Origin of the sequence: Halobacterium sp. MBLA0001 (assembly GCF_049705385.1) — an archaeon.
GTDB lineage: Archaea > Halobacteriota > Halobacteria > Halobacteriales > Halobacteriaceae > Halobacterium > Halobacterium salinarum.
In genome coordinates, this window is record NZ_JBNAMQ010000007.1 from 893368 (window position 1) to 905768 (window position 12401).

General features: G+C 71.5%; 10 protein-coding genes. 3 read left to right on the forward strand and 7 right to left on the reverse strand.

The genetic code is table 11. From position 1 onward, the window contains the following. Positions 1 to 13: 13 nt before the first annotated feature. The 5 genes from ACOZ32_RS05805 to ACOZ32_RS05825 form a co-directional block, all read right to left on the reverse strand. Positions 14 to 685: a cytochrome c biogenesis protein CcdA gene (locus ACOZ32_RS05805; protein WP_010902064.1), complete on the reverse strand. Its 672-nt coding sequence runs from the start codon at positions 683 to 685 to the stop codon at positions 14 to 16. Beyond that, complete coding sequence (locus ACOZ32_RS05810; protein ID WP_012289107.1) at positions 682 to 1215, reverse strand: TlpA family protein disulfide reductase; 534 nt, start codon at positions 1213 to 1215, stop codon at positions 682 to 684. Before ACOZ32_RS05810 ends, ACOZ32_RS05805 begins: the two co-directional genes overlap by 4 nt. Beyond that, entirely contained in the window at positions 1212 to 1880 is a 669-nt protein-coding gene (locus tag ACOZ32_RS05815) for an SCO family protein (protein ID WP_010902066.1), read from the reverse strand. Before ACOZ32_RS05815 ends, ACOZ32_RS05810 begins: the two co-directional genes overlap by 4 nt. A 255-nt stretch (positions 1881 to 2135) precedes the next feature. Further along, a complete protein-coding gene (locus ACOZ32_RS05820) occupies positions 2136 to 3224 on the reverse strand; it encodes a rod shape-determining protein (RefSeq protein WP_010902067.1) in 1089 nt (362 codons plus the stop codon). Positions 3225 to 3302: 78 nt separating this feature from the next. Then, complete coding sequence (locus tag ACOZ32_RS05825; protein ID WP_010902068.1) at positions 3303 to 4700, reverse strand: FAD-dependent oxidoreductase; 1398 nt, start codon at positions 4698 to 4700, stop codon at positions 3303 to 3305. A gap of 115 nt (positions 4701 to 4815) precedes the next feature. Between ACOZ32_RS05825 and ACOZ32_RS05830 the strand changes: the two genes are divergently transcribed. Continuing rightward, complete coding sequence (locus tag ACOZ32_RS05830; RefSeq protein ID WP_010902069.1) at positions 4816 to 5514, forward strand: helix-turn-helix domain-containing protein; 699 nt, start codon at positions 4816 to 4818, stop codon at positions 5512 to 5514. Positions 5515 to 5607: 93 nt separating this feature from the next. Further along, positions 5608 to 6840: an MFS transporter gene (locus ACOZ32_RS05835; RefSeq protein ID WP_010902070.1), complete on the forward strand. Its 1233-nt coding sequence runs from the start codon at positions 5608 to 5610 to the stop codon at positions 6838 to 6840. Between the two features lie 20 nt (positions 6841 to 6860). Here ACOZ32_RS05835 and kdgK1 read toward each other — a convergent pair whose 3' ends face one another. Continuing rightward, positions 6861 to 7817, reverse strand: coding sequence for a bifunctional 2-dehydro-3-deoxygluconokinase/2-dehydro-3-deoxygalactonokinase (gene kdgK1 / locus ACOZ32_RS05840; RefSeq protein ID WP_010902071.1), 957 nt, complete (start codon positions 7815 to 7817; stop codon positions 6861 to 6863). 23 nt (positions 7818 to 7840) lie between these two features. Then, positions 7841 to 9820, reverse strand: a complete 1980-nt coding sequence (gene mutL / locus ACOZ32_RS05845; RefSeq protein WP_010902072.1) for a DNA mismatch repair endonuclease MutL — start codon at positions 9818 to 9820, stop codon at positions 7841 to 7843. A 118-nt stretch (positions 9821 to 9938) separates the two neighbouring features. Here mutL and ACOZ32_RS05850 point away from each other — a divergent pair, with 118 nt between their 5' ends. Then, the gene (locus ACOZ32_RS05850; protein ID WP_012289108.1) at positions 9939 to 12401 is read left to right on the forward strand and encodes a bacterio-opsin activator domain-containing protein; all 2463 of its coding nucleotides are present in this window, start codon (positions 9939 to 9941) and stop codon (positions 12399 to 12401) included.

The window sequence follows — 12401 nt, forward strand, 5'->3', positions numbered from 1 at the left end:
CGCCGGCCCAGCGCTACAGGCTGACGCCGACCGCCGACACCTGCCCGAGCCCAACGACGATCTGGCCCACCCCCGCGGCCACCATGACCACGCCCGCGGCGCGCTCGATGGATTCGGTGTACGCGCCGAGCTCGCGCCACGCGTCGACACCCGCGCCTGCAAGCAGCGTCACGCCGACCAGGGGCGCGGCCACGCCCGCGGCGTACACGCCGAGCACGGTCACCGCGCCGGGCAGCGGGTGTTCGACCGCCTGCCCGATGACGCCGATGAACACCGGCACCACACAGCCCGCCGCGGCCAGCGCGTACACGCCGCCGAACACGCCGAACCCGACCACCGACGCGGGACGCTCGGGGAGCACGACGGTGATCCGGGGCCCGCGCCCGGCCGCTGTGAGCACGCCGACCACCACCAGCCCCAGTCCGATCAGGGGCTCGACTGCGGGCAGCGCCGCCTTGACCGGCTGGCCGGCCGCGAGCACCACGCCGGCGACGGCTCCAAGCGTGGTGATCGCGCCCACGGCGGCGGCGGCGGCGGCCGCCACCACCGCGATGTCGCTGTCGCGCTCGGTCACGTAGTAGCCGACGTACCCCGGCAGCAGGGGGAACGCGCAGGGCGCAAAGAACGTCGTGACGCCCGCGCCCGCGGCGAACGCCGCCGCGCCGCCCAACGGGAGCGCACTCATGTGACTGTGTCGAGGCGCTCGCGCAGCGTGGCCGCGGACGCGACCCCGCTGTGTGTGGCGACGATCTCGCCGTCGGCGTCGGTGATGGCGACGAACGGCAGGGCGTTCGCGCCGAAGGCGGCGAGCACGCCGCTCCCGGGGTCGACGCCGAGCGTCCACTCGCCGCCGTTGGCAGTCCACCAGTCGGCCAGATCGCCGCGGGTGAGCGTGTCGCCGACGCGCTCGTTGGTCACCGACACGAACGACACGTCCGGGTAGTCGCCCCGAACCGCGCGCATCGACGCGAGCTGTTCGTCACACCGCGCACACCACGTTGCGAACAGGTCCACGACCGTCGGGGCGTCCGGGCTGGGGACCTGCGCTGTCCCCGCCGTCGATCCCGGCGCGTCCAGGGTCTCGACCGTTCTCGGGAGACCGCCGCTGGCGGCGTCTTCGTCGCCGGGCGAGGGGACGCCGTTGCGGGCCACCCAGACGCTGGCGCCGGTCAACCCACTGCCCGCCAGCGCGGCCAGCACCCGCCGCCGGTTCACGCTTGTCTCACCGTCTCCAGGTCCGCGATGAGCTGCTGCTCGTCCGGCGACTTCGACCGGTACGTCCGCTCCACGTAGCCGTCGGCGTTAACGAGCACGGTCAGCGCCGCGTGTGAGAACATGTACTGCGCCATGTCCTCTGGGTGTGTGCGCTTGAACGTCACGCCGAAGTCGTCGGTCACCACGGCCTTCGCGCGGTCGACGCCCGCCGGCCGCAGGAACGTCCAGTTGTCGGCGTCGGTGTCGACGTGCATCCGCTCGCCGTACGACGCCAGGCGGTCGGCGGTGTCGCGCTCGGGGTCGAAGGTCACGGGCCGCAACGCGATGTCGTCGGCGTAGCCGTTGTTCGCGGCGTGGGTCTGGATGTTCCGGAGCGTCGACACCAACACCGGACAGACGGTCTGGCAGTGGCTGTAGAAGAACGTGTACAACGCCGGGGTCTCGGTCTCCCGGGTCGACACCGTGGCGTCCCCGAGCGCCGCCGGAACCGTGGCGTCGGGGACGCGCTCGCCCCAGGCGGGATACGGGAGCGCGCTGGCGTCGTACTCGTGGTCGGGCTCGGGCAGTACGGTCGGTGTGTCGTCGCCGCCCAGGACACCGAGGCAGCCGGCGGTTCCGGCGGCCGCGGCACTCCCGACCAGCGACAGGTAGGTGCGTCGGCGCATTGGTGCGTGTCAGTGGCTGTGGGGCCACGCTGCGGGCACACCCCGGGCGCTCTGACACACTCGGGGCTGTCTGTCCGGACTTCGGCCGCCACGTTGTTATGGACCCCGATCCGTGCGGGGGAGTCTCAGACACGGTTTCGGTGGACGACCCGCGACAGTCTGACAAGACATTTATCCGCCGGGAACACAGGCAGAACCGCCGGGTAGGGGTACCCGAGTTTTTTGCGCCCGCCGACGCCAGTCCCAGCGACCGCGCTAGTACTCCCCGAGATCGACCAATCGCTCGGCGATCCGGTGTGCGCCGCGCGCCGCCGCGGTCTCCGGTTCGTCGGCGGTCGTCGCCTCGACCTCGCGGTCGATCTCCTCGCCCAGGCGGGTCTCGAACTCCGAGACGATGCCCGGAATGCAGCCCATCCCGCCGGTCAGCACGATCGGGTTGTCAAGCGCCTGCTGGTAGATCTTCACGTAGTCGCTGGCGAGATCCGGCAGGAAGACGTTCGCCACCTCGTCGACGGCCGCGTCCACGAACTCGTCGACGGCGTCCATCACGGCGTCCTCGATGGTGAACTCGTAGGTGCCGCCGCCGGGCTGCTGGATGATGTCGCTGAACGGCTCGTAGTCGTTGAAATCGGCGTGTTGCTCCTTGTACTCCCGGGCCGTCGTGAGGTCGATGTTCACGCGCCCCTGGGTTTCCTCCTCGACGTAGTTGGCGATCCGGCGGTCGACCTCGGTGCCCGTGATCGCGCCCGTCGAGAACGGCGCGAGCTGCTCGCCGCGGCGGTACGCGCACGCCTCCAGGTTCGTCGACCCCATGTTGATCGCGACGAACGTGTCCTCGATGGCGTCGAGGCCGTCGCCCAGCGCGGGCACGGCCCCGCACAGGCTTTCGGGGTACGACGCGATGCGGCGCTCGCCCACCGGCCCGTCCTCGATGATCTCCGCGAGCCGGTCGAGGCCCGCCTCGTTGTCGATGGTGGGGATCGCGTACACCACCACCGAATCCGTGTCCAGGCCGTTCGCGGACGCGAACTCCTCGAAGAACCGCTTGGCCAGACCCGTGGTCTCCTCGTCCTCGGGCAGCCCCGAGCGCAGCATGAACCGGACGCGGTCGGGATACTCCGTGGCGGCTTCCGCCCCGTAGATGACGTGTTCCTCGCCGGTGAGCGCGTCGTCGTAGGTCGCCAGACAGGTCAACGTCTGCGTCACGGACGGACTGTCGGCGTCGTCCTCGGCGACCACGGTGCGCGTGCTCCCGACTTTGACACCGAGCGGCGCTGGCTGCTCGCCGAACTCCATGTCGGCCGTCGACTCCCCGCCGCTGTCGTCCTCGGTATCGTCGGACATGTAGGCCCGTTGAATGGGCCGGGTGAAAACTCTTGTTCCTCCCCGTCTGACGCCTGCAATCAACGCGTCGGCTCCCGGCTACAGCTCGGCCGCGGCGTCCCCGAACAGCCCGTCGAGCACCTCCGGCGTCGTCGGGTGATACGCGCGATCCGGGATCTCACGCACGTCCATCCCGGCGGCCAACACCACCTGCATGGTCTTCGCCATCACGTCGGCGTGATAATGCAGGCCGTGGTATCCCAGGACGGTCCCGTCGTCGGCGTCGACCACGAGGCGCGCCGCGCCGCGCGCGGCGTCTTTGGTCTTGAACACGCCGTCGCTTGACGCGTCGCGCTGACTCGTCACCACGTCGTGCCCGGCGGCCCGTGCCGCCTCGGCGGTCAACCCCAGCGACGCGAACGGGAACACGCCCAGCCCCGAGAACATCACCTGGTGTGAGAACGGGTCGTACGTCTCCAAGTCACCCCCACGCTCGACGGCCAGCGCGTTCCGGCCGGCCGCGTACCCCTCCTCTTTGGCGTTGTGCAGCAGCATGCGCTCGCCCATGGCGTCACCCACCACGAACACGTGGTCGTCGTCGCGGGCCTGCATCGTCGCCGGATCCACCCACTCCGGATCGGGGGTGAGACGTGTCTCCTCGATGCCCGCCGGATACGACGGCGTCCGCCCGGTGAACAGGAACAGCTGCTCGCCCTCGGCGGTCGTCCCGTCGTCGAGGCGGACCCGCACGCCGCCGTCGTCGGTCTCCTCGACGGCCTCCTCCCTGACCTCGGTGCGGATGTCGACGTCGAACTCCTCGCGGTACTGGGCGAGGATCTCCTCGCCGAACACCGGATGGAACGAGTCCAGGGGGCGGTCGTCGTGCTCGATCACGGTGAGGTCCATATCGGCGGCCTCCGAGAGGTACGGCACCAGCTCCACGCCCACGTACCCGAACCCCATGACGACGCCCGAATCAGGGAACTCGGTGGCGTCGAGCACGTCCCGGCTGCCCATCCAGTCGGTGTCCGCGATCCCGGGCAGATCGGGCACGTTCAGCGCCGACCCCGTGCCGAGCACGACGTAGTCGGCCTCGATGCGCTCGCCGTCGACGACCAGCGTGCGGTCGTCGACGAACCGCGCGGTGTCGTGGTGGAACGTGACGTGCTCGCGCTCGGCCATGTCGTGGACGGCCGCCCGCCGGTGCTCCGCGAACCCCAACACGTGGTCGTCTTTGGTGTCCACGACCGCGTCCAAGTCGACGTCCGGCACTGCACCCGTGAGGCGGTCGTCGTGGCGCGCCTGGTAGCGGTGTGCGCCCGCCGACAGCACTTCTTTCGACGGCATACACCCCCGGAGGATGCAGAGCCCACCGCCCGGCTCGCCGTCGTCGATCAGCGTCAAGGTGACGTCCTCGTCGACCAGTTCCTCGGCGGCAGCCACGCCCGCGCTGCCGTACGCGCCGACGATCACGACGTGTGGTTGCTCGGTAGTCATACCCGTACATCACCGGGCCGCACCCAAAGGGGTTGGCCCCCGCGCGGCGCTCGCCGGCATCACCGTCAGCACACCGTCACTAACTGTAAGTCACTGGGCCAGCTATACACATAGGATGCGTGACGTGACCCTGCGGGTGCGCAACCACGGCGCGCCGGCAAGCGACGTGAGCGCCGACTACCCCGCGGTGACGGTGCGCGCCGTCTCCTCGCTGCCCGGCAGCGACGGCGACCGCAGCCGCATCCTGGCCGTTCGCGGCCCCGGGGACCACGTCCAGGGGTTCCTGGACACAGTCGCCGCCGCCGACCCGGTGCGCTCGGTCGACGCGTGGTCCGGCCGCGACGCCGACCACGTCTTCGTCGCAGTCACCCACGACACCACCGACTGGCGGTCCGTCACGGCCCACCTCGCCGACCACGGCATCCACCACCGCGGCGGCTCGGTCGTTCGCGCCGGCTGGGAACACTGGACGCTGTACCTTCCGGACGGCGATCCCGACCCCACGGAGGCCGTGGCGGCGATCGAAGCCGCCGGCAGCGACGCCGAACTCGTCGCCGCGGCCAGCGTCGAAGCGGGTGCCGGCGGCGAGCACTTCGCGGTCTCCCGGATGTTGGACGCGCTCACCGACCGCCAGCGGGAGGTCCTCGCGCTCGCCACGCGCATGGGCTACTACGACGAAGCGGCGACCGTGCGCGTCGCGGACATCGCCGACGAGATCGGGCTCGCCGACACCACCACCTGGGAGCACCTCTCGCGCGCCGAGGAAACGGTGATGGCCGAAGTGGGCGCGCACCTCGCAGCCCGCGGCCACTGACACGCCCCGGAATCAGCAGGCATACCGGTGCGCCCGCTGTTCGGTCCAGCATGCACCCGCCCGCGCAGCCCAGCCGCCAGCCGGTGACGCCGAATGCCCGACGCTGATCACGCCGCCCGGGCGCGCGCCCACCTCGGGTTCTCCCGGTGGTGGCTCGTGCTCGCGGCGGCCGCCATGATGGCGGTCGTCGGCCCCTACCAGTACGTCTGGAGCAGCCTCCGCGAGCCGGTGGCTCGCCACCTCGGCATCGAGGCGGCCGCGCTCTCGACGGTGTTCACGCTGTTCGTCGTCGTGCAGGCCGGCAGCCAGTTCCCGGTCGGCTGGTGGCGCGACCGCCACGGCCCCCGCGGGGTCGCCGTCGTCGCCGCGTTCCTCGCCGGCGGCGGCTACCTCGGGCTGTCCGTCGCCCGAACGGTCTGGCAGCTCTACCTGGCGTACGCGCTGGGCGCGCTGGGCGTCGGCATCGTCTACACCGTCGCCGTCAACACCGCGCTCAAGTGGTTCCCGGACCGCCGCGGGCTCACCGCCGGCGCCGGCACGATGGCGTTCGCCGCCGGCAGCGCCGCCCTCGTCCCCTACGTCCGCGCGAACACCGGCCCCGCGCTGCCCGCGGACGCCTACGTCGGCGTCCTCCGGACGCTCGGCGTGCTGGTGTTCGTCGTCGTGCTCGGCGGCGCGCTCGTGCTCCGCGATCCGCCGGCGGGGTGGCGGTCGGCCGGCGACACCGCCGCCCACACCGGCCCCCAGTTCAGCTGGCGGGAGCTGATCCACACGTGGCAGTTCTGGCTCATGTACGTCGTGTTCGTCGCCGTCTCCGGGGCCGGCCTGATGCTCACCGAGAAGGTCGTCTCCTACGCCGCCCACCTCGGGCTGGCCGGCGGCATCGCCACCGCCGCCGCCACACTGCTGCCGCTTGCTGGGGGCGTCGGCCGCCTCGTCGTCGGGGGCGTCAGCGACCGCGTCGACCGCACGACCGCGATGGCGGCGACGTTCACGGCCGTCGGCGTCGGCCTGTTCGCCGTCGCGTTCTTCGGCGTCCGCGGCGACGGCGTGGGGTTCGTCGTGGCCGTCGTCGCCGCGACGTTCTTCTGGAGCCCCCAGTACACGCTGTTCCCGAGCGTCGTCGGCGACTACTACGGCGAACAGCACTCCAGCGCGAACTACGCCCTCCTGTACTCGGGGAAGGTGTGGGGCGGCGTCTTCGGCGGCACCGTCACGGGCGCGCTCGTCGGCTCGCTCGGCTGGACGGAGACGTTCCTGCTCGGTGGCGTCCTCGCCGTCGCCGCTGGCGGGGCGACCCTCCTGCTGTCACCACCGGACGGGTGACGCGGCGGTGACAGCCATCGCTACCGGTCGATTCCGCTGTGCTCGTCGGCCAGCACCGATTCGACGTCCGCGCGCGTGACGAGCGCCACGTCGCCGGGGATCGTGCGCTTCAGCGCGGCCGTCGCAGCCCCCCACGCCAGCGCGTCCTCGACGTCCCCGCCGTCGACGCGCGCGGCGAGGTAGCCGCCGACGAAGGCGTCCCCGGTGCCGATCGGGTCGTGGGTCTCCGTCTCGAAGACGGGCTGCGTGACCGTGGTGGCGTTGCGCACCGCCAGTGCGCCGGCCTCGCCGCGCGTGAGGACGACAGTGCCGAACGCGAACTCGTCGGCCAGCCCCCTGGCGATGGCGTCGGCGTCCCCCGTTCTGTCCAGCACGCCGCGGGCGTCGCGCTCGGCGACGAACAGCACGTCCACGTCCGGGAACAGCGCCTCCAGTGTGTCGCGGGCTTCCTCGTGGCTCCAGAGCCCACGCCGGTAGTTCACGTCGAGGGTTGCCGTCGTCCCCGTCTCCTGGGCGAGTTCGAGCAGGTCCGCGGTCGTCGCCGCGAGTGTTTCGGAGAGCGCGGGCGTGATGCCCGACGTGTGGAGGTAGCCGGCGCGCTCGACGAACGCGGGTGCCAGTTCGTCGGCGGTCGCCGTCGTCACGGCGGCGTCCTGGCGGTCGTAGTGTACGGTCGTCCCGCGTGGCTCCCCGCCCTGTTCGAGGAAGTACAGCCCCTGGCGGAGGTCGTCGCGGTCGGTCCACGTGACCTCCGGCGTGGTGCCCTGCGCGCGCAGCGTCGCCGCGACCTTCCGCCCGAGCGGCGACGCCGGGAGCTTCGACAGCCACGCCGTCTCTGCCCCGAGGCGGCCGGCGGTCACGGCGACGTTGCTCTCCGCGCCCGCCACGCGCACGTCCATCCGGTCGGCCGCCTCGACGCGCTCGTGGCCCGGCGGCGACAGCCGCAGCATCGTCTCCCCGAACGTCACCACGTCCATACGCGGCGTACGCGCGCCGGGGCTTAGTTCCCGGCGTCCTCGCGCCGCCGGCCGGCGTGCCCGGGGTAGTCGCGCTCGAAGCGCGCGGCGAGCTCGTCGCCGTCGACCTCGACGATCGTCGGCCGGCCGTGCGGGCACGCGTAGGGGTTCTCGCAGGCGTCCAGCGCGTCCAGCAACGCCACGACCGACCCCTCGGCCAGTGACGTGTTGCCCTTGATCGCGGGCGAGCACGCCAGATCAGCCAGCACGGCGTCGGCGGCGTCCGCGACCGGCGTCCCGTCGGCGTCCGCGAGGAACGACGAGAGCACGTCCCGCGCGAGCTCGGCGTCGAGCGCGTCCGCGAGGACCGCCGGCACCGCGGTCACGCGCGCCGTCCGCCCGGCGAGCTCGGCGTCGAAGCCAAGTTCGCGGAGGCCGCCGAGCGCCGCCTCGAAGACGGCTGCCTCGCCGGCCGTCAGCTCCAGCTCGGCCGGCGCGACGAGCGCCTGCGACGCGCCGTCAACGCGGGCCTGCAGGCGCTCGTAGTGCACGCGCTCGTCGGCCGCGTGCTGGTCGACGAGGACGAGGCCGTCGCCGGCCTCGGCGACGACGTACGTGTCGTGGAGCTGCCCGAGCACGCGCAGGTCCGGGAGGCTGTCGCGCTCCGAGGTCGTGTCCTGGTCGTCCGCCTCCGGCCCGCCTGCTCCGGTCGGCAGCCGCGCGTTCTCGGCGGGCGCGTCGAAGCGCCCCGTCCGGGACTCGGTGCCGGAACCCGGTCGCTCGCGTGTGCCGTCCGTCGACGCGGCGCTGTCGGCCGCCTCGTCGCCGCCGCCGGTCTCGAACGCGGACGCCGGCGACTCGCTGGTCGCACCGGACGCCGCTGTCCTCTGCCCGTTTCCGTCGCTCTGACCCGCAGCGTCCCCACCCCCGGCGGCCCCAGCGTCTCTGTCGGTCGGCGAGTGTTCGGGCGAAATCTCGGCGTCGCCGGGCTTCGACGCGCCCCGGGGCGCGCCCGCCCGCACGAGTCCCGCGTCCAACAGGGCGTCCCGAACCCCCGCCTCGACGGCGGCTTTCACGCCGGCCTCGTCCTCGAAGCGGACTTCCAGCTTCCGGGGGTGGACGTTCGCGTCGACGCCCTCGCAGTCCACGAACAGCACCGCAAACGGGTAACGGTCGGGCGCGAGCTGGTCGCCGTAGCCGTCGAGGACTGCCTCCCGGAGCACGGCGTCCGTGACCGCGCGCCCGTTCACGAACGTCGCGAGGTACTCCCGGGTCGAGCGCGTGACCTCGGGGTCCGAGACGTAGCCGTGGACGCGCTCGACGCTGTCCGCCGCTGGATCGGCGTCCACGGTGCGCAGCGACTGCGCGACCTCCCGGCCGTAGACGGCGAGCGCGGCGTCCTGCACGTCACCGGTGCCCGTGGTCGCAAACACCTCCCGGCCGTCGTGGGTCAGCGACACCGCCACGTCCGGGTTCGCCAGCGCGTACCGGGTGACCGCGCGGTTCACGTGCCCGAACTCGGTCGCGGCGCGCTTGAGGTATTTCCGACGAGCGGGGGTCTCCCCGAACAGGTCGGTCACCTCGACGGTCGTGCCTGCGGGGTGGCCGGCCGGCGCCACGCTTCCCGCGTCGCCGTGGTCGACGGTGATGCGCGCGCCCGTATCGCCGGCGTTCCGGGGTCGCGTCGTCACGGTCAGCTCCGCCACCGAGCCGATGGTGTACAACGCCTCCCCCCGGAACCCCAGCGTCCCCACGCCGTCCAGCCCGCTGGCGTCGTCGAGTTTGCTCGTCGTGTGCTGGCGGACCGCCATCCGGAGGTCGTCGCCGGTCATCCCGCGGCCGTCGTCGGCCACCACGATCCGGTCGGTGCCGCCGGCGTCGACGCTCACGTCCACGCTCGCTGCGCCCGCGTCGAGGCTGTTCTCCACCAACTCCTTGACGACGCTGGCCGGCCGCTCGACCACCTCGCCGGCCGCGATCCGCGCGACCGTCGCGTCGTCGAGCGCTCGGATGCGGTCAGTCATCGACGCTCCCCCGGCCGGTTCGCGCGCTCGATCCTCATATCCGGCCGCACGCGCGGCTGCCGTATCAATGCCGCGTCGGCAGCTAGACTTTTCGGCCCGTGGCTGCTGGCCCACAGTGATGGTGTCCGACGACCACCAGCCGGTTTCCGCGCCGGTCTTCAACGATCCGGATCGCTTTGTCGCCGTGGTGGACGCCGACGGCGTGGTGCTTTCGGCGAACGACGCTGCGGCGGACGCGGCCACCACCCCCGCCGCAGCACTCCAGGGACGCCGACTCTGGGGGCTGCCATGGGCGAACCCCACTGCCACCCGCCACGAGGTCCAGCGTGCCGTTCGTGCCGCCGCTAACGACGAGTACGCGAGCTTTGACGCCGCCTTCGAGACGCAACGCACGCCCGCTGCCAGCGGCCGCGACGCCGAGCCGTCCGTTCAGTGGGCGTTCCGCGTGCAGCCGGTCCCAAACGACGACCGGCTTGTCGTTCAGGGCGACGTACGCCGGGAACGCGAGCAGCTCGCCGAAGAACTGCGGGCGTCCGAGGAACTCCACCGCGTCACGTTGAACAACATGACCGACACCGTCCTCGTGACTGATGACGACGGAACGTTCACGTACGTCTGCCCGAACGCGCACTACATTTTCGGCTACACGGCCGAGGAAATCCGTGCGTTCGGAACCATCGACGAGCTCCTCGGGTGCGATCCCGTGGGCGGTGACTCGCTGTCCCGGAACGGCGTCGTGACGAACGTCGAGTGTACGGCAACGGACGCGAACGGCGACCAACACACGCTACTCGTGAACGTCCGTGAAGTCTCCATTCAGGGTGGGACGCGACTGTACAGCTGCCGGGATGTGACGACACGGAAACAACGGGAGGACGCACTCGCGCAACTCCAGGAGACGAGCCGCGATCTGCTGTATGCCGGGACCGCCACCGAGGCGGCGACTCGGGTCGTCGACGACGGGACGGCGGCGCTACCCGCCGGTGGCATCGCGGTCTACCGGTTCGATCGCCACGAAAACCGACTGTACCCGGTTGCGGCCGCCGACAACCTGGCGGCTGCTGTCGAAGACGCCGGCGAGTTGCGACTCGACGACCGTTCTCCTGTCGGCACGGCGTTCGTCGCGGACCGCGTGGTCGACTCCGGTGCCGAGGGGGAGTGGGATGCGGGGGTGGCTGCCGGGTTGGCCGAGTGGACGGCCCTCCCGATCGGCGACCACGGCGTGGTGCTCGCGGGGACGGATCGTGGGCGTTCCGACGACGCGTTGGGTGCTGTCGGGATCGAGATCGCGCGCCTCCTGGCGGCCACGCTTGAGGCAGCACTGGACCGCCTCGACCGGGAGGCCGAGCTCCGGGAGCGCGACCAGCGCTTGCAGGCACAGAACCGCCGCCTCTCCGAGATCAACCAGGTGAACGAGATCATCCGAGAGGTTGACGGCGCGCTCGTGGACGCTGACTCCCGAGCGGACATCGAAACCGCGGTCTGCGAGCGGCTCACTGCCGGCGACCGCTTTGCCTTCGCGTGGGTTGGTGACGCAACCGCGCACAACGACCACGTCACGCCACGGGCGTGGGCGGGCGATGCATCCAGCTACCTCGACGAAGCGGCGTTGTCACCGACCGCGTCAGGCGTCTCCGAGCCAGCCGTTCGAACGGCCGCCGACCGCTCAGTGACGCTAGTGCCGAATGTTGCCGACCGCCGCCGGGACGCCGACTGGCCGGCAGCCGCGCTCGCTCACGGGTTCAACTCGGTGTTGTCCGTGCCCTTAGTTTCAGACGACGTACTGTTCGGCACTGTCACGGTCTATGACACGGCCCCGAACGCGTTCAGCGAGACGGTGCGAGCGGTGTTCGCGGAACTCGGACAAACCGTCGGGGCGGCGATCAGCTCCGCACAGCGCAAGGCCGCGCTTGACGGCGATACCACCGTGGTGGTGACGTACGCAGTCCGCGACCAATCCTGGCTGCTCGGCCGACTGGCCGCCGACTTCGACTGCCAGCTCACCGTTGAAAGCGAGGTGGCCGGGAGCACGGGAGACACCCGCGTGGTGGTCAGCGTTGACGGTGCGGATCCGGACGCCGTGGTCGCCGGGGCAACGGCTCTTGTGGACGTGATCAGCGGTGATGTCGTCCAAGCTACCGGCGATAGTGGCGTGGTGAGCCTCTCCCTCCGGACGGGGTTGCGATCGCGCGCGCTCGCCGCCCAGGGGGTAACCCGACGCCAACTAACGGCCACTCCCGAGTCGGGGACCCTCGTGGCAGCCGCGCCCGACGCCGCAACGGCACGCGCTGCCGACAGCCTGCTCGCGGACGCGTTCGCGTCGGTGGACGTTACGGCCCGCCGCCGCCAGCAATCGAGCGCCGACGACGCGCAGGGTCCGTCGCTGACCGAGCGGCAGGTGGAGGTCGCACAGGTCGCCTACCACAGCGGCTTCTTCGATCCCTCACACGCCGTCAGTGGGGCGGTCGTCGCGGAGACGCTGGGGATCTCGAACACCGCGTTCTACGACCACGTCAACCGCATCGAATCGAAAGTCTTCGACGCGGTGTTCGACGACCCCGGCTGCAGTTGGGTTGAATAG

Bases quoted from the DNA above. Each gene is read 5' to 3' on its own strand.
- ACOZ32_RS05805 (WP_010902064.1), bottom strand. From the start codon at position 685: ATGAGTGCGCTCCCGTTGGGCGGCGCGGCGGCGTTCGCCGCGGGCGCG.
- ACOZ32_RS05815 (WP_010902066.1), bottom strand. From the start codon at position 1,880: ATGCGCCGACGCACCTACCTGTCGCTGGTCGGGAGTGCCGCGGCCGCC.
- ACOZ32_RS05820 (WP_010902067.1), bottom strand. From the start codon at position 3,224: ATGTCCGACGATACCGAGGACGACAGCGGCGGGGAGTCGACGGCCGAC.
- ACOZ32_RS05825 (WP_010902068.1), bottom strand. From the start codon at position 4,700: ATGACTACCGAGCAACCACACGTCGTGATCGTCGGCGCGTACGGCAGC.
- ACOZ32_RS05830 (WP_010902069.1), top strand. From the start codon at position 4,816: ATGCGTGACGTGACCCTGCGGGTGCGCAACCACGGCGCGCCGGCAAGC.
- ACOZ32_RS05835 (WP_010902070.1), top strand. From the start codon at position 5,608: ATGCCCGACGCTGATCACGCCGCCCGGGCGCGCGCCCACCTCGGGTTC.
- kdgK1 (WP_010902071.1), bottom strand. From the start codon at position 7,817: ATGGACGTGGTGACGTTCGGGGAGACGATGCTGCGGCTGTCGCCGCCG.
- mutL (WP_010902072.1), bottom strand. From the start codon at position 9,820: ATGACTGACCGCATCCGAGCGCTCGACGACGCGACGGTCGCGCGGATC.
- ACOZ32_RS05850 (WP_012289108.1), top strand. From the start codon at position 9,939: ATGGTGTCCGACGACCACCAGCCGGTTTCCGCGCCGGTCTTCAACGAT.